Origin of the sequence: Stenotrophomonas maltophilia, from assembly GCF_001274595.1 — a bacterium.
In the GTDB taxonomy this organism is placed as follows: Bacteria; Pseudomonadota; Gammaproteobacteria; order Xanthomonadales; family Xanthomonadaceae; genus Stenotrophomonas; species Stenotrophomonas forensis.
On the sequence record NZ_CP011010.1, the window covers coordinates 3736684 to 3755159 of the forward strand.

The 18476-nt window shown below is 67.6% G+C and carries 15 protein-coding genes; 6 read left to right on the plus strand and 9 right to left on the minus strand.

What is annotated here, in order from left to right:
- Positions 1-187 precede the first annotated feature (187 nt).
- From VN11_RS17080 to VN11_RS17090, 3 genes are all read right to left on the minus strand, one after another.
- Positions 188-1906, minus strand: coding sequence for a thiamine pyrophosphate-dependent enzyme (locus tag VN11_RS17080; protein WP_053450601.1), 1719 nt, complete (start codon positions 1904-1906; stop codon positions 188-190).
- 109 nt (positions 1907-2015) lie between these two features.
- Positions 2016-2873 (minus strand): XAC2610-related protein, encoded by an 858-nt coding sequence (locus tag VN11_RS17085; RefSeq protein ID WP_053451370.1) that lies wholly within the window; start codon positions 2871-2873, stop codon positions 2016-2018.
- Positions 2874-2909: 36 nt separating this feature from the next.
- On the minus strand, positions 2910-3392 hold the full coding sequence (locus VN11_RS17090) for a DUF3574 domain-containing protein (protein WP_008265564.1): 483 nt from the start codon (positions 3390-3392) through the stop codon (positions 2910-2912).
- Positions 3393-3609: 217 nt separating this feature from the next.
- On the opposite strand from VN11_RS17090, the gene VN11_RS17095 reads away from it, so the two are divergent.
- The 5 genes from VN11_RS17095 (at position 3610) to VN11_RS17115 (ending at position 11808) form a co-directional block, all read left to right on the plus strand.
- Entirely contained in the window at positions 3610-6045 is a 2436-nt protein-coding gene (locus VN11_RS17095; protein ID WP_053450602.1) for a TonB-dependent receptor plug domain-containing protein, read from the plus strand.
- Positions 6046-6211: 166 nt separating this feature from the next.
- A complete protein-coding gene (gene otsB / locus VN11_RS17100; protein WP_053450603.1) occupies positions 6212-6970 on the plus strand; it encodes a trehalose-phosphatase in 759 nt (252 codons plus the stop codon).
- A 44-nt stretch (positions 6971-7014) separates the two neighbouring features.
- Positions 7015-8796, plus strand: coding sequence for a glycoside hydrolase family 15 protein (locus VN11_RS17105; RefSeq protein ID WP_053451371.1), 1782 nt, complete (start codon positions 7015-7017; stop codon positions 8794-8796).
- Positions 8793-10157, plus strand: coding sequence for an alpha,alpha-trehalose-phosphate synthase (UDP-forming) (otsA, locus tag VN11_RS17110; RefSeq protein ID WP_004154451.1), 1365 nt, complete (start codon positions 8793-8795; stop codon positions 10155-10157). Before VN11_RS17105 ends, otsA begins: the two co-directional genes overlap by 4 nt.
- 352 nt (positions 10158-10509) lie before the next feature.
- Entirely contained in the window at positions 10510-11808 is a 1299-nt protein-coding gene (locus tag VN11_RS17115) for an OmpA family protein (RefSeq protein WP_053450604.1), read from the plus strand.
- 68 nt (positions 11809-11876) lie between these two features.
- On the opposite strand, the gene VN11_RS17120 is transcribed toward VN11_RS17115, so the two are convergent.
- From VN11_RS17120 to rluD, 4 genes are read right to left on the minus strand one after another with little or no spacing between them, the layout of a single operon-like run.
- Complete coding sequence (locus VN11_RS17120) at positions 11877-12311, minus strand: thiol-disulfide oxidoreductase DCC family protein (RefSeq protein WP_053450605.1); 435 nt, start codon at positions 12309-12311, stop codon at positions 11877-11879.
- Entirely contained in the window at positions 12286-12798 is a 513-nt protein-coding gene (locus tag VN11_RS17125; protein WP_080374950.1) for a DUF4166 domain-containing protein, read from the minus strand. Before VN11_RS17125 ends, VN11_RS17120 begins: the two co-directional genes overlap by 26 nt.
- Before the next feature lie 20 nt (positions 12799-12818).
- Positions 12819-13589: a peptidoglycan editing factor PgeF gene (gene pgeF, locus VN11_RS17130; protein ID WP_053450607.1), complete on the minus strand. Its 771-nt coding sequence runs from the start codon at positions 13587-13589 to the stop codon at positions 12819-12821.
- Positions 13589-14578, minus strand: a complete 990-nt coding sequence (rluD, locus tag VN11_RS17135) for a 23S rRNA pseudouridine(1911/1915/1917) synthase RluD (RefSeq protein WP_080357259.1) — start codon at positions 14576-14578, stop codon at positions 13589-13591. Before rluD ends, pgeF begins: the two co-directional genes overlap by 1 nt.
- Before the next feature lie 113 nt (positions 14579-14691).
- On the opposite strand from rluD, the gene VN11_RS17140 reads away from it, so the two are divergent.
- Positions 14692-15579: an outer membrane protein assembly factor BamD gene (locus VN11_RS17140; protein WP_004154436.1), complete on the plus strand. Its 888-nt coding sequence runs from the start codon at positions 14692-14694 to the stop codon at positions 15577-15579.
- Positions 15580-15723: 144 nt separating this feature from the next.
- Here the strand turns inward: VN11_RS17140 and VN11_RS17145 are convergent, their stop codons facing one another.
- Together VN11_RS17145 and sucD are read right to left on the minus strand one after the other, a co-directional pair.
- Positions 15724-17358, minus strand: a complete 1635-nt coding sequence (locus VN11_RS17145) for an NAD+ synthase (RefSeq protein ID WP_053450608.1) — start codon at positions 17356-17358, stop codon at positions 15724-15726.
- A 232-nt stretch (positions 17359-17590) separates the two neighbouring features.
- Positions 17591-18466 (minus strand): succinate--CoA ligase subunit alpha, encoded by an 876-nt coding sequence (gene sucD, locus VN11_RS17150; RefSeq protein WP_005410793.1) that lies wholly within the window; start codon positions 18464-18466, stop codon positions 17591-17593.
- Positions 18467-18476: the final 10 nt, after the last annotated feature.

The following is an 18476-nucleotide window of genomic DNA, read 5'->3' on the forward strand; positions in this document are numbered from 1 at the left end:
CACCGCTTCGCAAGCGCCCGAACGCACAGCCGCCAGCGGCTGGGCCGGGCCCCGGAGGGGGACTTGCAGCGTCCCCCGCAACCGGACCCACCCCGCCATCCCACGGATTGCCCGCTTTTGACGTTGCGGTTGCCGTTGATGTTGATTCGGCGGGTGCAGGGCGCAGCCCTGCATCAAACCCACCCCGTTACTTCTTCAGGAAGTTGTCCACCAGCAGATGCTTCACGTCGTCGAAGCGGCCGTTCAACACCGCTTTGGCCGCATACAGCGCGGTACCCGCGACCTGCTTCGCCTCGATCTGCGGCGGCATCACCAGCTCCGCGCGGCTGGTATGCACATCCAGCAACGCCGGGCCGCGCTGGGACAGGAAGTCCTGCACCGCCTCTTCCAGATCCTCGCTGCGGGTGACGGTGCGGCCGTGGAAGCCGATCACCTCGGCCAGGCGGCCGAAATCCGGGTTCTTCAGGTCGGTGTAGTTGTCCAGCAGGCCTTCCACCTTCTGCTCCAGCTCGACGAAATTCAGCGAGCCGTTGTTGAACACCACCACCTTGATCGGCAGGTTTTCCTGCACGGCGGTCAGCAGGTCGCCCAGCAGCATCGCCAGGCCGCCGTCGCCGGACAACGAGATCACCTGCCGCCCCGGGAACGCCTTCTGCAGGCCCAGCGCCTGTGGCATCGCGTTGGCCATCGTGCCGTGCAACAGGCTGGTCAGCGTACGGCGGCGGCCGTTTACCCGGATATGCCGCAGCACCCACACCATCGGTGAGCCACCGTCGGCGGTGAACAGCGCGTCGTCCGTCGCGTACTTCGACAACAACGCGGTCAGATGCTGCGGATGGATCAACTCACCCTCGCCCGGCTGCTCTTCCTGCTCACGCTTCTTCAGTGCCTTGTCGCGGCGCTCGACGCATTCGTCCAGGAAGCTGCTGTCCTCGCGTGGCGGCAGCATCGGCAACAAGGCGTCCAGCGTCGGCGCGATGTCACCGACCACGCCCAGGTTCACCGGATGGCGGCGGCCCAGATGGCTGCCGTCGCGGTCAACCTGGATGATCGTGGCCTTGTCCGGATAGAACTGGCCCCACGCGAAATCAGCGCCGAGCAGCAGCAACGTGTCGCATTCCATCAGCGTGTGGAAGCCCGATTCGATGCCGAAGATGCCGGTCATGCCCATGTTGTAGGGGTTGTCAGGCTCGACGAAGTCCTTGGCGCGCGAGGTATGCGCGACCGGCGCCTGCAGGCGCCGCGCCAATTCCAGCAGCTGCGGGTGTGCGCCCTGGCAACCTGCACCGGCATAGATGCCGATGCGCCTGCCCTGCCCCAGCAGCTCGGCGATGCGCTGCAGTTCAGCATCAGAGGGGCGCAGCACCGGCTGGGTGTAGTGCACCGAGAACGGCACATCGTGCTTCACTTCGGCCTCGCTGATGTCGGCCGGCAGGATCACCACCGCCACGCCGCGGCGGCTGATCGCGGCTTGGCAGGCCAGCGCCACCACGCGCCGCGCCTGCGCGGGGCTGTGCACCTGTTCGCAGAACACCGTGCAGCTGCCATAGACCGCCTTGAAATCCACTTCCTGCGGGAACTCCATGCCCAGCTCGCTGGTGACGATCTGGCTGGCGATCAGCACCATCGGCGCGCGATTGCGATTGCTTTCGAAGATGCCGTTGATGAAATGCAGGCCACCGGGGCCACAGGAGCCGGCACAGGCGGTCAGTTCGCCACTCACCAGCGAATCGGCACCGGCGGCGAACGCGGCCACTTCCTCATGGCGTACGTGCACCCAGGCAATGTCGCTGCCATGCATCGCATCGGTCACATGGTTGAGCGTATCGCCCACGATGCCATAACAGCGGCGGACGCCTGCCTGCTGCAGGGTGTCCACCACAATCTCGGCCACGCGCTTGCTCATCGGATACATCCTCGAACGGGGGAACGTCCGAGGCTAGACCCGGCGAAGTGATGCCTCCGTGGGCAAATTGCGCATCACCTCGATGTGCAAACTGCGGACGGATGTCCGGTTAATCGTTGACGTTGATCCAGCCCAGCACCGCACCGCGTTTCGGATTCTGGTAGCGCAGCTTCATCCAGCCGTCCTGTTCATCCAGCATTTCCACACGGTCGCCCTGCACCAGGTAACGCGGGGTGCTGGACGCGCCGGGCCTGTCGAACAGGAACAGGCGCGCTGGCACCACCGTTGCCTGCTGACCGCGCAGCGGCCCGTCGGGCGGTGCGCCCAGGCCATCGGCGATGGCGCTCTCACGTACTTTTCCAGCGGGGTCATAGGTCCGCCAGACCGCCAGTGGCCCTTGCTCGTCGCTTTGTTCCCAATGCAGCGCGGCGTTCAGCGTGTCGCCCAGCATCAATACGCTCTCGGCGCGGTACAGATAGAGCTTCGAACCTGCAAACCGGTACTGGTCGGCGTACCACATCGGACCACTGCGGCAACTGCTGGTCAGGGTGCGACTCGCACGATCGACCGTCAGCCCCATCAGGTCACCGCAGCTGTCCTTGCCATGGGTTTCAGCCCGCAGCGCACGGAACCCGCCACTGGCCGGATCAAAGCGGTACACCGCCACCGCTTCATTGACCATGCCCACCGATGCGCGTGCGATCAGTTCCGGATAGCCATCGAAGTCGACGTCCTCCAGATCCCACCGCGAGTTGCCGTCCGCATCCGCCGCGCCGGCCAGCGTCTGGCGCTTGCCCGACGGCGAAAGCTGCACCGCAATGTTGCCGTCCTGCTGCGGATCAGCGTGCGCCTGCACGTGAGCGGCCACCTGGAACCGCAGGGTTTCGCCGCCGTCCCCGCCCGCCTGCGCCGACGGTGCCAGCACGCCAGCCAGCACCACGCCCAGCACCCACTCCCTGTAATCCATCATCGCTCCCTGCGGCACCGCGGCGGCACCTTCAACTCAGAACGATACCTCGACCGGCTGCCGCGACCACAGCACCGACTGATGCCTGGTCTGCTGCTTCCACGCCAGGCGGATCGCCTCGATGTCGGCCCGGCGCTGCGGGGTGTCCTCGTGCAGCACCACCAGCACCTTGGTGCGCAGGCGGTTGGGCGAAGCATCGCCGCGGAACAGCCACTGGCCGTAGGCATCGAACACGGTCAGGCCATCCGGGAAGCGCGGGGTCACTTCCTTGTCCAGGAACGCGCGCCACTGCGCCTCGCTGATGGTGTCGGCCTGCGGACGGCTGCCTGCGCCCTGCTCTTCGCCCACGCCGAAATACAGCTCGCTGCGCACCCAGCCGTGGCCGTCGGACGGGCGTGCCGCATCGCCCTTCAGTTCGGCGGTGGTGGCCGTGGCATACGCACTGGGCGCCTGCGAGGACAGGCTGGCGCAGCCGCTGGTGGCCAGCAGCACGGCAAAGACGAGGCCAAGGTGTTTCATCGGTACAGCTCCGGGCAAATAGGGGGACAGGGCGAGCCGGCAGCGTACAGCGCCACCGGCCCGGCGTGCTGATGCCAACCGGGCATCAGCTCATGCCGGACCGGCAGGGGCTTGCGCCGGCAGTGGTCATCACGCGAAGATAATATATCGCTTCATCCGGATGGATGTAAGTGAAACTATCTCCCCCTTCCCCGTCGTCGTTGTTGCTGGAGCCCCCATGTCCGCCCGCCTGCCCGCGTCGCCGCTCGGCCTCGCCATCACCCTCGCGCTCTCCCCCGCCGCCGTCCCCGCCCTGGCCCAGGACGCGACCAACCTCGATACGGTGATCGTCACCGGCACCCGTGCCGCCGACCGCACCGTGCTCGAATCCACCTCGCCGGTGGATGTGCTCACCGCCGAGGACATCCGCAAGGCCGGCGTGGTCAACGGTGAACTGGGCAGCGCGCTGCAGGCGCTGCTGCCGTCGTTCAACTTCCCGCGCCAGTCCAACTCCGGCGGCGCCGATCACGTGCGCGCCGCGCAGCTGCGCGGCCTGTCGCCGGACCAGGTGCTGGTCCTGGTCAACGGCAAGCGCCGCCACCACACCGCGCTGGTCAACACCGACAGCAAGATCGGCAAAGGCACCACCCCGGTCGACTTCAACTCGATTCCGGTCAGCGCGATCAAGCGCATCGAAGTGCTGCGCGATGGCGCCGGTGCTCTGTACGGCTCGGATGCCGTGGCCGGCGTGATCAACGTGATCCTCGACAACGGCGGCGACGGTGGCGAGATCGAAGCCAGTTACGGCGCCAACCACACCGACCTCAAGCCGATCGGCCGCACCCTCACCGACGGCCAGACCGGCAACATCAGCGCCAAGGTCGGTACCGCGCTGGGCGAGGATGGCGGCTTCCTGCGCGTCGGCCTGGAGTACAAGCACCGCAACGGCACCAACCGCGCCGGCTTCGACCAGATTCCGCCGTGGGACCAGACCCCGGACAACCTCGCGTTGCAGGGCAAGCGCAACTACGTGCTGGGCGATGGCAAGAGCAAGGACATCAACCTGTGGCTGAACACCGAGATCCCGGTGGGCCAGACCTCGACCTTCTACGCGTTCGGCACCTTCAACCAGCGTGACACCGAAGGCGCGAACTACTTCCGCTATCCCGACGGCGATGCCAACTGGAAGCAGGTCTATCCGAACGGCTACCGGCCGATCTCCGAAGGCGAGAACCGCGACGTGCAGGCCGTGGCCGGCGTGCGCGGCCAGTGGGGCGAATGGAGCTACGACGGCAGCCTGGATTACGGCCAGAACGACTTCACTTACCGCCTGCGTGATTCGCTCAACGCCTCGCTGGGCCCGACCAGCCCGACCCGCTTCAAGACCGCCGATTACCAGTACGCGCAGACGGTGGGCAACCTCGACCTGAGCCGTGTATTCACCCAGAGCGACAGCATCAGCCACACGCTGGGCCTGGGCGTGGAAGCGCGCCACGAGCGCTACCAGACCCGCCCCGGCGACCCGGCCAGCTACGCCGCCGGCCCGTACACCGACCGCCCGACCGGGTCGCAGGCCGGTGGCGGTCTGACCCCGCAGGACGCGGCTACCCTGTCGCGCGATGTCGCCAGCGCCTATGCCAGCCTGTCCAGCCAGTTCGGCGAGAAGTTCTCCACCGACCTGGCCGCGCGCTACGAGCACAACGATGACTTCGGTGGCGAACTGACCGGCAAGCTCGGCCTGCGCTACGAATTCACCCCGGCCTTCGCGCTGCGCGGCGCGATCTCCAACAACTTCCGTGCACCGTCGCTGGCGCAGATCGGCTACGAATCCACCTCCACCGGCTACAACGCCGGCGGCCAGCTGGTGCAGGGCCGCCTGCTGTCGGTCAACAATCCGATCGCGCGCGGCCTGGGTGCGCAGAACCTGAAGCCGGAAAAGTCGCTCAACACCTCGCTGGGCTTCACCAGCCGCATCGGCGAGCACTTCGACCTGTCGCTGGACTTCTTCCAGATCGACATCGATGACCGCATCGCACTGTCGGAGAGCATCACCGGCGATGCGCTGACCGACTACGTGGCGGCCAACTACGGCGTCAGCGGCCTGCAGAGCGCCAGCTTCTTCGTCAACGCCGCCGACACCCGCACCCGCGGCGCCGAACTGGTGAGCAACTGGCGCCAATCGCTGGGCAACGGCCAGCTGCTGTTGACCGGCACCTATGCGTACACCAAGACCACGCTGAAGAACGTGCTGGCCACGCCGGCACAGCTGCGTGCACTGAACCCGGACTACGTGCTGTTCGGCATTGAAGAGACCAACACCCTCACCGACGCCACGCCGCGTACGCGCGGCAGTTTCTCGGCCGCATGGAGCAATGATCACTGGTCGCTGAGCACCCGCGTGAACCGCTACGGCAGCGCCACCCGCGTGTTCAACTTCGGTGATGGCTACATCCCGCGCCAGACCTACCAGGCCGAATGGCAGCTGGATGCGGAAGTGGAGTACCGCATCACCCCGCGCTGGAGCGTGGCCATCGGCGGCCAGAACCTGACCGACAACTACCCGGATCGATCCAACAGCGATATCCACTACTTCGGCAACCTGCCGTATGACGTGTTGTCGCCGATCGGCAGCAACGGCGCGTACTACTACGGTCGCGTCCGCTACACGTTCTGATTGCCCTGGGTGTCATTGCCTTGGGTGGGTGCGGACCGTTGGTCCGCACTGCCTGGGTTCCATGCAGGCCGACCTGCAGTGCCGACCAACGGTCGGCACCCACCGAAGCAAGGCCGTAGCCTGACCTCGACCCCACGTACACGCCCACGCTGGCAAGCTGGGCGTCATGGCTGAACCGCTCCCCCTGCGTCCGCCACCGCCATTGCTGGACGACGCCTGCGCGTTGTTCCTCGATGTCGACGGCACCCTGATCGAATTCGCTGCACGCCCGGATGCCGTGCAGTTGCTGCCGGATGTGCGTGAAGCCATCGGCCGCATCAGCGACCGCCTGGAAGGTGCCGTGGCACTGGTCAGTGGTCGCCCCCTTGAACAGCTGGACCAGCTGTTTGCACCGCTGCAACTGCCTGCCGCCGGGCTGCACGGCCACGAACTGCGCGCCCAGGACGGCCGCGTGCTGCGCGACGCGCACGACGACGATACCGCCGAGTGGCTGCACGCCCTGCACCAGCAGGCGATGCGCTTCGCCCATGGCCATCCCGGCGTGCTGGTGGAAGACAAGGGCGTCGGCCTGGCCCTGCATTGGCGCGGCGCTCCGCACGCGGCCAGCGAGGTGCGTGCCTTCGCCGACCGCCACGTGCGCGGCCGTACCAGCTATCGCCTGCAACCGGGCGACCATGTGGTCGAGTTCGTCCCGGTGGGTACCGACAAGGGCCGCGCGGTGCGCCGGATGATGCAGTACCTGCCGTTCCGCGGCCGCCTGCCGGTGTTCCTCGGCGATGACCTCACCGACGAATTCGGCTTCGACGCTGCCAACGGCCAGCATGGCTGGAGCGTGCTGGTGGGTGAACGTGAACCCAGCGCGGCGGTGTTCGCGCTGCCCGACATACGCAGCGTGCACGCCTGGCTGCGTGAGAATGCCTATTGACCCGGCCATCCCCCACGGCCGCAACCGACGAGATGTACCGCGTGATGACCCAACCCGATCTTGATCTGGGCGTGGTCGGCAACGGCAGCTTCGGCGCCCTGGTCGACAAACATGCCCGCGTTGTCTGGAGCTGCCTGCCCACCTTCGACGGCGATCCCACCTTCTGCGCCCTGCTCGGCCCCAATCAGCAGACCGGTGGCGACTTCGCCATCGAGCTGGAAGACTTCGCCGACAGTGAACAGGAATACCTCACCAACACCGCAATCCTGCGCACCGTGCTGCGCGACACGCACGGCGGTGCGCTGGAAATCCTCGATTTCGCCCCGCGCTGGCGCCAGAACGACCGCTTCTACCGCCCGGTCAGCCTGATCCGGCAGGTGCGCCCCCTGGCCGGCAGCCCACGCATCACGGTGCGTGCGCGGCCCCTGGCGGACTGGGGCGCGCGCGTGCCCGAGTCCACCTGGGGCAGCAACCACGTGCGCTGGATCCTGCCCGAGCACGTGCTGCGGCTGACCACCGATGTGCCGGTGCGCTTCGTGCGCGAGGGCCTGCCGTTCGTGCTCAACCATCCCATCCACCTGATCCTGGGTGTCGATGAATCACTCAACCGCTCGATCAGCGGCTATGTGCAGGAAGCCTTCCAGCGCACCCGCGATTACTGGCGCGAGTGGGTGCGCTACCTGTCCATTCCGCTGGAATGGCAGGACGCGGTGATCCGCAGCGCGATCACCCTGAAGCTCTGCCAGTACGAGGACAGCGGCGCGATCATCGCGGCGATGACCACCTCCATTCCGGAGGCACCCGGCAGCGTGCGCAACTGGGACTACCGCTACTGCTGGCTGCGCGATGCCGCGTTCGTGGTGCGTGCGCTGAACCGCCTGGGCGCGACGCGCACGATGGAGCAGTTCCTCGGCTATATCTTCAACCTGGCCACCACCGACGGCACGCTGCAGCCGCTGTACGGCATCGGCTTCGAGGCCAAACTTGATGAGGACGAAGTGCCCAGCCTGTCCGGCTATCGCGGCATGGGCCCGGTGCGCCGTGGCAACCTGGCCTGGGTGCAGCGCCAGCACGATGTCTACGGCAGCGTGGTGCTGGCCTCCACGCAGCTGTTCTTCGACCGCCGCCTGCAGGACCCGGGCGACGCGCACACCTTCGCCCGACTGGAACCGCTGGGCGAACAGGCCTTTGCCCTGCATGACGTACCCGATGCCGGCCTGTGGGAATTCCGCGGCCGCACCGAGGTGCACACCTACACCAGCGCGATGTGCTGGGCCGCCTGCGACCGCCTGTGCAAGATCGCCGTGCGCCTGAAGCGCGACGACCGCGCACGCTACTGGCGCGAACGTGCCGACACCATCCACGCGCGCATCATGGCCGAATCCTGGAGCGAGGAGCTGGGCCACTTCACCGATACCTTCGGTGGCCATCGCCTGGATGCCTCGCTGCTGCTGCTGGCCGACATCGGTTTCATCGATGCGCTGGACGCCCGCTTCATCGCTACCGTCGACGCCATCGGCCGCGACCTCAAGCATGGCAATTCGCTGTACCGCTACGTCGCCCCGGATGACTTCGGCGAGCCGGAAACCAGCTTCACCATCTGCACGTTCTGGTACATCGATGCGCTGGCCGCGATCGGGCGCCTGGACGAGGCGCGCGCGATGTTCGAAACGTTGCTGCAGCAGCGCAACCACCTGGGCCTGCTGTCGGAGGACCTGGCCTTCGACAGTGGCGAGGCGTGGGGCAATTTCCCGCAGACCTATTCGCACGTCGGCCTGATCACGGCCGCGATGCGCCTGTCGCGGTCCTGGCAGGAGGCATCGTGAGTCGTCTTGTAGTGGTTTCAAACCGCGTGGCAGTGCCCGGCGAGAACCGCGCCGGCGGCCTGGCGGTCGGCCTGCTGGCCGCGTTGAAGGAACGCGGCGGCATGTGGTTCGGGTGGAGCGGCAAGAGCGTGCGCGAGGGCAGTGGCACGCTGCACACGCAGAAGGACGGCGACATCGAGTTCGTCACCCTGGACCTGAGCAAGCGCGAAGTCGACGGTTACTACAACGGCTTCGCCAACCGCACGTTGTGGCCGCTGCTGCACTTCCGCCTGGACCTGGTCGACTACGACCGTGGCACCCGCGAGACCTACCACAAGGTCAACGCGCTGTTCGCCGACAAGCTCGCCCCGCTGCTGCGCGAGGACGACATCGTGTGGATCCACGACTACCACCTGATTCCACTCGGTGCGTTGCTGCGCGAACGCGGCATCGGCTGCCGCATCGGATTCTTCCTGCACATCCCGATGCCCTCGGCCGACCTGCTGCAGGCCATGCCCGATCACCTGCGGCTGTTCTCCGCGCTGTATGCCTACGACCTGGTCGGCTTCCAGACCCAGCGCGACGCCGATCGCTTCCAGACCTACCTGCGCCTGTTCGGCGGCGGCCGCGTGCTCGACAACGGCGAACTGGAAGCTCCCGGTGGGCGCCGTTTCCGCGCAGCCGCCTTCCCGATCGGCATCGACACCGACCTGATCGCGCGCCAGGCCGGCACCGCCGCCACCAAGGCCGCGGTGAAGAATCTGCGCAACAGCCTGCGTGACCGCCAGCTGGCGATCGGTGTCGACCGCCTGGACTACTCCAAGGGCCTGCCCGAGCGCTTCCTCGGCTTCGAGCGCTACCTGCAGCGTCATCCCGACCAGCGCGGCTCGCTGACCTACCTGCAGATCGCCCCGGTCTCGCGTGGCGACGTGACCGAGTACCGGCAACTGCGCAGCCAGCTGGAACAGATCGCCGGCCACATCAACGGCGGTCACGCCGAGCCGGACTGGACACCCCTGCGCTACGTCAACCAGAACTTCACCCATGCCACCCTCACCGGATTCTACCGGGCGGCGGCGGTGGGCCTGGTAACGCCGCTGCGCGACGGCATGAACCTGGTGGCCAAGGAGTACGTGGCCTCGCAGGACCCGGAGGATCCCGGCGTGCTGGTGCTGTCGCTGCTGGCCGGTGCCGCCGATGAACTGAAACAGGCGCTGCTGGTGAATCCACACGACCTGGACGGCGTGGCCGATGCGATCGCCACCGCTGCGACGATGTCGCTGCGCAGGCGCAAGGAGCGTTGGCACGCGATGATGGACCACCTGCGCACCTACGACATCAACCACTGGCGGCGCAGCTACCTGGACGCGCTGGAGAACTGAGGGATCGCGCAACCAGCCCAGCATGAAGCGACAGAAGGGCGCCAAGAGCGCTCGCAGATTGTCGTTTTAAGCCCGAAAGTAGGTGCACCTGAAACCATTCCGGCGACCCGGAGAAGGGCGTCCCACGGCGCGCCAGCGGTCCGGGGCCACCGTGCAGATCCCGCTGTGCACTAGGCCTCGCCGCATCCAGCGGCGGGCCCTGCCGCAGGGCCCGCCGAAACGAAAGAGGCATCACCCCCAGCATTTCACCATGCATTGACGCGCGCTCCCCAGAGTGGCGCCCCCGGAGCCATCGCAATCCGTCGCGCCTGCTGCGCGGCGCGACGCACATCACATTCCAGGGAGTCACTGCATGTCTGCGTACGACCGTTTCATCGAAGATGCCGCAACACGCCTCGAGCTGGGCCATCGCGCCCGCTGGGTGGTGGAGGTCATCAGCGTCTGGATAACCTCCCATCACCGGGGCCTGGACGGTCTGCAGCAGCGGTTTGAACAGGCAGGTCTGGCCTCCCGTTTTCATTCCTGGCGGCAACCGGCAGCGTTGCGGCTGCCCATCGTCGCCAGTGAGCTCGAACGCGCGCTGGGCGCACACACGCTGGCCATGATCGCGCATCGCTGTGGCATGTCACCCGGTGCTTTCAGGGTGGTCGCCTGCCATCTTCTGCCCGGGGTGGTCACGCTGATGGATGCGCCGGGCGGCCTGGTGCCCTCTCCGCATGTCCATCGCAGCATCGCGGGCCCATCGCCCCGGCGCATGACCGGCACGGTGCCAACGCGCGCGATGTATGGGAGGGCCGTGCGCAGCCTGTTGTGGCTGCTGGCCATTGTCGTTGTCCTCGGCCTCACCACCTGGTTGCAGCTGAAGGCCCGCACGCCCCTGTGGACGGTGCCGGACATTCCACTCGAACACGACGCCTACCTGTCCCTGCAGCAACATGGCACACAGATGCAGGTGCACGGCAGCCTGCCCACCGAGGGGGATCGTCGCCGTATCTGGAGCACGCTGCTGGCGGTACACGGCCGGCAGAACGTGCAGGGCGGGATAACGCTGGACCCACGCGCACGCGCGCCGCGCTGGCTGGATCGCCTGATTGCCGATCTTCCGCAGCTGCAGGGCGATGGGCTGCGGCTGGAATTCGCCGGATCGCAGCTGCGCATCGACACCTCGCTGATGGAGGACGCGCAGCGGCTGGCCATCTCGCACAGGTTGCGCCAGGACTTCCCGGCACTGGACATGAGCGGCCTGTGGGGCCCGGGACTAGCGGCGCTGTCGCAGCTGCCGACGCACGCCGATGCCGCGCAGCGGATTGAAGCGCTGAACCAGACCACGCTGAAGTTCCACGCCGGTTCGTCCGAGTTGACCGGCGACTCGCGGCAGACCCTGGAGGCCGTCGCGGATGCGCTGCGCAGAGCGCCCGACGGCAAGCGTGTTGAGATCGGCGCGCACACCGATGGTCGCGGCCACGCCCAAGCCAACCTGCAGCTCAGCCAGCAGCGCGCCGAGGCGGTATCACACGCGCTGCAGGCGCTGGGCGTCCCCGCCACCTCGCTGGTCGCGGTGGGCTACGGCCAGGACCGGCCGGTCGCCGACAATCGCAGCGACATCGGACGCGCGCAGAACCGTCGCATCGCCTATCAGCTGCTCGACTGAAAAAAGGGGACGGAGGGAATTAAGTCGTTTATGCATAAACGACTTAATTCCCTCCGTCCCCTTTTTGTTCAATCCAGGAAGCGCGCGGCCTGTTCTGGCGGCGGCAAAAGGCAGGCGTCATGCCGCCCGAACCAGCGGTAACGATTGCGCGCCAGCACCCCATACGCCGCATCACGCAAGCTTCGCGGTAGCGCACGCAGCACACCGCTCAGGCGCCAGGCGCCGCCCAACCCGGCCAGCACGCGCAGGATCGCATCGGTGTCTGTCCATGCGCCCTGCGCATCCAGCAGCAGGAATGACCGTGGGTCCTGCGGATCCAGTCCATGCGCGCGCAGCAGCGCACTGCCCTGGGCGCCCTGCATCGCCGCGAAGCGATAGCGGCCCTTGCGGTCGAAGCGCAGCAGGAAGCGCACCCAGCGGTTGCACAGTGCGCAGACACCGTCGAACACGATCACCGCACCGTCGGCGGCGGCGGCTTCACTGCGGTTCGAGCCAGCCTTCATAGCGGATCAGGGCTCCTGCCCAGGGCAAGGTCACATCAACCCGGAAAGTGTAACGCTGCCCCTGCCCCTGCCCCGCTTCGCGGCAGCGCACGCCGCCAAACCAGCGCCTGGGCAGCGGCAGCAGCCCGAACGCCCACACCCGGCGCACCGACCAATCGATGCCGCCCTCGCGGGCCTGCAAATCGAACTCGAAACGCACCGCGCCCAGCTGCTCACGCAGATGGCCCTCGTGCGCCCACAGCCGCGACACCATCGGCCAGCGGCCGAACCGGCGTGCCCAGCGTTCGCCCTGCCCGTGTGCACTGAACGCCACTTCGGTCGGCAGCGCCTCGCCCTCCCTCGGCAACTGCGCCAGGGCGGCCAGCAGCGGCACCAGCCAGTGCCGTCCGCGCTCGATCCGCGCCTGCCCCACGTAGCGGCAGGGCAGCGCAGCGGTATGCAGTGCCTGTACCGGCGCCGCCAGGGTGGCAAAGGCCGGCCCCAGCACGCGCGCGAACAGCGGCGTGCTCAGCGCGCGATCCAGGCCAGCGTCGCCATGCGCCCGGTGCGACGGTCGCGCCGGTGCGAGTACAGGTCCGGGTCGGCCATGGTCGACACCGTGCCGCCATGCACCTGCGCCGGGTCCATGCCGGCGGCCTGCAGGCGCTGGCGGGCCAGCGCGAACAGGTCCACCTTCCAGTGCCCGGGCCGGGTCGCCATGAAAGCCGCCTCCGCAGCCGGGTCATGCCCGACAAAAGCGTGGAAGACCTCTTCGCCGATCTCGTAGTCGGCCGGCCCGGCAGCCGGGCCCAGCCAGGCCCGCAACTGCGCTGGCGGTGTCTCCAGGGCGGCCACGGTGGCCTCCAGCATGCCGTCGGCCAACCCGCGCCAGCCGGCATGGGCCGCGCCCACCTCACTGCCGTCGGTGGCCGCGAACACCACCGGCAGGCAGTCGGCGGTCAGGATCGCCAGCACCACGCCGGGCACCGAGGTCACCGCAGCGTCGGCCACCGGCTCACTGGCGCCCGGCACCGGTGGTGCGTTGAAGCGCAGCACGGTACTGCTGTGCACCTGGCGCAACCAATGCGGCGCAGACGGCAGCGCCAGCCCCTGCTGCAGCAGCTGGCGGTTGTGCTCGACATTGGCCGGGGTATCACCATCGGCCGCGTGCCGGTTGCCCAGGTTGAACTGCGCGAACGGCGCCGGCGAGATGCCCGCGCCATGCCGGCGCGTGGTCAGCGCATGGACGCCTGCTGGCGCTGGCCAGTCGGCCTGCAGCAACGGCAGCGCGGCCGCCATCACCAGCGGTCCCGCTCGCGTGCGGCGAAGGCTTCGCTGTCTTCGCGCAGCACCTTCATCAGGTGCAGCATGTCTTCCGGCACCGGTGCGGTGTTGCGCACCGGCTCGCCGGTGATCGGGTGGGTGAACTCCAGGGTTTCGGCATGCAGGGCCTGGCGCTTGAAGCCGCGCAGCGCGGCCACCAGCTCGTCACTGGCGCCCTTGGGCAGCTTCAGCGCGCCGCCGTACAGCGGATCGCCGATGATCGGGTGGCGCACGTGCGCCATGTGCACGCGGATCTGGTGGGTACGGCCGGTTTCCAGGCGGCACTCCAGCGCGGTGTGCGCACGGAAGCGCTCGCGCAGGCGGTAGTGGGTGATCGCTTCCTTGCCGTCCTCGCGCACGGCCATCTTCAGGCGGTCGCGCGGGTGGCGGTCGATCGGCGCATCGGCCGTGCCGCCGGCCACCAGTGCGCCCATCACGATGGCCAGGTACTGGCGGTGCACGTCGCGTGCGGCCAGCTGCTCGACCAGCGCGGTCTGCGCCTCCAGGGTCTTGGCCACCACCATCACGCCGCTGGTGTCCTTGTCCAGGCGGTGCACGATGCCGGCGCGTGGCAGCACCGCCACCGACGGGTCGCGGAACAGCAGGGCATTGACCAGGGTGCCGCTGTGGTTGCCCGCGCCGGGGTGGACCACCAGCCCGACCGGCTTGTTGATCACCAGCAGGTGCTCATCCTCGAACAGCACGTCCAGCGGGATGTCCTCCGGCTGGGCGTCGGTCTGGGTCTCGAGCACCACCGTGAGGGTGACCACCTCGCCGCCGCGCAGCGGGTCGCGCGGGCGCACCTGGGCGCCATCCAGCAGGACGTCGCCCGCCTTGATCCACTCGGTCAGGCGCGAACGCGAGTATTCGGGGAACAGTTCGGCCACGACGGCGTCGAAACGACGGCCGGCCGCGGTGTCGGGGACGATGGCCTGGCGGGCCGATTCAGAGGGTTGTTCAGACATGGCAGGGGGCATTCTTTGAAATTTTGGGGTCCCGGCGGCCGGTTTCAGTCGCTGGACAGGACACTAGGCTATCATCGACCCTTCGTATTCCAGCCGCGTCCCGCCTCGACCCCATGATCCGACGCTCCGCCATGCTCTCCGCGCCCGTCCGCCTCACCGCCCTGCTGCTGGTGCTGGTCATCGCCGCCACCGGCTGCCACCGTGGCGCCAAGAAGGGCGATCGCCCCGATGAAGGGACGCCGGTCGAACAGTTGTACGAGAAGAGCCACAAGCTGATGCAGGGTGGCAACTGGAGCGGGGCTGAGACCAGCTTCCGCCGCCTGGTGGCCCAGTATCCGTACGGTCCCTATACCGAGCAGGCGATGATCGAAACCGCCTACGCCCAGTACAAGGCCGGCAAGCACGACGATGCGGTGTCCAGCATCGACCGCTTCATCCGTACCTACCCGACCCACCGCAACATCGCGTACCTGTACTACCTGCGCGGTCTTGCCAACTCCAACCGCAGTACGGTTTTCCTGCGCCGCGTATGGTCGCTGGACGCCAGCCGCCGCGACCTGTCCACGCCGCACCAGGCGTATTCGGACTTCAACATCGTGGTCGACCGCTACCCGAACAGCCGCTACGCCGCCGATGCGCGCAGCCGCATGCTGGAACTGCGTGACGTGTTTGCCCAGCACGAGCTGGACAACGCCCTGTACTACATGCGCCGCGGCGCCTGGGTCTCGGCGGCCGGCCGCGCCAACTACCTGCTGGAAACCTACCCGCAGAGCGCGTTCCAGTACGATGCCGTCGCCGTCCTTGCCGATTCCTACACCCACCTGGGCAACAAGACCCTGGCCGACGACGCCCGCCGCGTCCTGCAGCTGAACCAGCCGGACCACCCGTGGCTGGAAGGCAAGTGGCCGAAGTACCCGTGGATGATCCGCAAGCTGAACCCGTTCGCCGGCGAGAAGTCCGCCAGCACCGGCCAGCGCAACGCGCGACTGGAAAAGAAATAAGAAAGGGCCCCGCAAGGGGCCCTCTTCTTTTGTAGCGGTAGTGCCGGCCGCTGGCCGGCAACCCGATGGCCTGTCTGAGGGTCATGCAACAGCCGGCCAGCGGCCGGCTCCACCCATCGGCCGGGCCACGCCCGGCGCCCTGCCTCAGCCCTTGTAGCCGTTGCTGATCGGGTAGCGACGCTCACGGCCGAAGGCGCGGCGCGAGACCTTCGGGCCCGGCGCGGCCTGGTGCCGCTTCCACTCGCTGATGCGCACCAGGCGCAGCACGCGGTCGACCACGGCCGCATCGTAGCCGGCGGCCACGATCTCCCCGCGCGACTGCTCCTGGTCGATGTAGCGGTACAGGATGCCGTCCAGCACGTCATAGGCCGGCAGCGAATCCTGGTCCAGCTGGTTCTCGCGCAGCTCGGCCGACGGCGGGCGGCTGATCACCGCCGGTGGGATCACCGGCGCGCCACCCACGGTATTGCGCCACTTGGACAGGCCGAACACTTCAGTCTTGTACAGGTCCTTCAGCGGCGCATAGCCCCCGCACATGTCGCCGTAGATGGTGGCGTAGCCCACCGCGTACTCGCTCTTGTTGCCGGTGGTCAGCAGCAGTCCGCCGAACTTGTTGGCCAGCGCCATCAGGATCACGCCGCGGCTGCGCGACTGCAGGTTCTCTTCGGTCACGTCCGGCGTGGTGCCTTCGAACATCGGCGCCAGCGATTCCATCAGGCCCTTGAATGCCGGCTCGATCGACACCGCTTCCAGCTTCACCCCCAGCGCCTGGCACTGCTCGGCGGCCAGGTCGTTGGACAGGCCCGCGGTATAGCGCGATGGCAGGCGCACGGCGGTTACGTTCTCCGCGCCCATCGCGTCCACCGCCAGCGCCAGCACCAGGGCCGAGTCGATGCCGCCGGACAGGCCCAGCCACACCTTCTTGAAGCCGTTCTTGCGGCAGTAGTCCTGGATGCCGCGCGTCACCGCACGCCAGGCCAGCGCGTCCATGCTCTCGTCGCCGTCGTCCATCCACACGTGCGGCAGGAAACGGCGGCTCTGGCCGTCGTAGTCCACCACCAGCCATTGGTCGACGAAGGCAGCGGCCGCCGGGTGCACGGTGCCGTCGCCATCGGCCACCACCGAGGCGCCATCGAACACCAGCGCATCCTGCCCCCCCACCACGTTGAGGTAGGCGATCGCTGCCCCGCTCTCGCGGGTGCGCGCGGCCAGCACCGCGTCGCGCTGGGCGTGCTTGCCACGCTCGTACGGCGACGCGTTGGGTACCACCACCAGCTGCGCACCGGCGCGCACGGTATCGGCCAGCGGCTCGGCGAACCACAGGTCCTCGCAGATCAGCAGCCCCACCGGAACCCCATTGACCTCGAACACGCAGCTGCCGCCGTCCGGGTCCACATCGAAGTAGCGACGCTCGTCGAATACAGCGTAGTTGGGCAGCTCGCGCTTGCGGTAGGTCTGCTCGACCAGGCCGTCGCGCAGCACGCTGGCGGCGTTGTAGACCACCGCGCCGGCGGCCTGCGGCCAACCGACCACAGCGGTCACGCCACGGCAGGCGGCGGCAATGCGGCCCATCGCCTGCTCGCACTCGTACAGAAAGCCCGGGCGCAGCAGCAGGTCCTCCGGCGGGTAACCGCTCACGGCCAGCTCGGGGAACATCACCAGCTCGGCGCCGTACTCGTCGCGCGCCTGGCCGATCATCTCGATGATGCGCTCGGTATTGCCGGCGACATCGCCGACCGGGAAGTCGAACTGCGCCATCGCGATGCGGATCGAAGCCATGGGAATCCAGCCTGTGGTTGCAATGCGCCCATTGTAGCGCCGCACCATGCGCGCGCCGGGCGCGCTCACTGCGTGGACAGCCCCGGCTCAGTAGATCCACGCCATGCGTGGATGGGGTTGGCGGGATGGCCAGGACACCCGACGCAGAAAGGCCGCCCGGAGGCGGCCTTTCTGTTTCAAGCAGCCGGCCAGCGGCCGGCTCTACAGAATCGTCTGCCGGAGGCAGTCGATCTTATTTCACCAGCTTGGCGATGGCGGCACCCAGGTCGCCCGGCGAACGCACGGTGACGACGCCAGCGGCTTCCATGGCGGCGAACTTGCCTTCCGCCGTGCCCTTGCCACCCGAGGCGATCGCACCGGCGTGGCCCATGCGCTTGCCGGCCGGAGCCGACGCACCGGCGATGAAACCGACGACCGGCTTCTTCACGTGGTTCTTGATGTACTCGGCGCCGGCTTCTTCAGCGTCACCGCCGATTTCGCCAACCATGATGATGCCTTCGGTCTGCGGGTCTTCGTTGAACAGCTTCAGGCAGTCGACGAAGTTCAGGCCGTTGATCGGGTCACCACCGATGCCGATGCAGGTGGACTGGCCCAGGCCGACTTCGGTGGTCTGCTTGACCGCTTCATAGGTCAGGGTGCCCGAACGCGACACGATGCCGATCTTGCCCGGCTGGTGGATGTGGCCCGGCATGATGCCGATCTTGCACTCACCCGGGGTGATGACGCCCGGGCAGTTCGGCCCGATCAGCACGGTGTCCGGATGCGAACGGGTCAGCACGTTCTTGACGCGCAGCATGTCCAGCACCGGGATGCCTTCGGTGATGCAGACGATGACCTTGATGCCGGCAGCAGCGGCTTCCAGGATCGCGTCAGCAGCGTACGGCGGCGGCACGTAGATGACCGATGCGTTGGCGCCGGTGCTCTGCACGGCGTCGGCAACGGTGTTGAAGACCGGCAGGTCGATATGGGTGGTGCCACCCTTGCCCGGGGTCACGCCGCCCACAACCTGGGTGCCGTACTCGATCATCTGAGTGGCGTGGAAGGTGCCCTGCTGGCCGGTGAAGCCCTGCACGATCACCTTGGTGTTCTTGTTGATCAAAACAGACATTGGAATTCCT

Bases quoted from the DNA above. Each gene is read 5' to 3' on its own strand.
- VN11_RS17080 (WP_053450601.1), bottom strand. From the start codon at position 1,906: ATGAGCAAGCGCGTGGCCGAGATTGTGGTGGACACCCTGCAGCAGGCA.
- VN11_RS17085 (WP_053451370.1), bottom strand. From the start codon at position 2,873: ATGGATTACAGGGAGTGGGTGCTGGGCGTGGTGCTGGCTGGCGTGCTG.
- VN11_RS17090 (WP_008265564.1), bottom strand. From the start codon at position 3,392: ATGAAACACCTTGGCCTCGTCTTTGCCGTGCTGCTGGCCACCAGCGGC.
- VN11_RS17095 (WP_053450602.1), top strand. From the start codon at position 3,610: ATGTCCGCCCGCCTGCCCGCGTCGCCGCTCGGCCTCGCCATCACCCTC.
- otsB (WP_053450603.1), top strand. From the start codon at position 6,212: ATGGCTGAACCGCTCCCCCTGCGTCCGCCACCGCCATTGCTGGACGAC.
- VN11_RS17105 (WP_053451371.1), top strand. From the start codon at position 7,015: ATGACCCAACCCGATCTTGATCTGGGCGTGGTCGGCAACGGCAGCTTC.
- VN11_RS17115 (WP_053450604.1), top strand. From the start codon at position 10,510: ATGTCTGCGTACGACCGTTTCATCGAAGATGCCGCAACACGCCTCGAG.
- VN11_RS17120 (WP_053450605.1), bottom strand. From the start codon at position 12,311: ATGAAGGCTGGCTCGAACCGCAGTGAAGCCGCCGCCGCCGACGGTGCG.
- pgeF (WP_053450607.1), bottom strand. From the start codon at position 13,589: ATGGCGGCCGCGCTGCCGTTGCTGCAGGCCGACTGGCCAGCGCCAGCA.
- rluD (WP_080357259.1), bottom strand. From the start codon at position 14,578: ATGTCTGAACAACCCTCTGAATCGGCCCGCCAGGCCATCGTCCCCGAC.
- VN11_RS17140 (WP_004154436.1), top strand. From the start codon at position 14,692: ATGATCCGACGCTCCGCCATGCTCTCCGCGCCCGTCCGCCTCACCGCC.
- VN11_RS17145 (WP_053450608.1), bottom strand. From the start codon at position 17,358: ATGGCTTCGATCCGCATCGCGATGGCGCAGTTCGACTTCCCGGTCGGC.
- sucD (WP_005410793.1), bottom strand. From the start codon at position 18,466: ATGTCTGTTTTGATCAACAAGAACACCAAGGTGATCGTGCAGGGCTTC.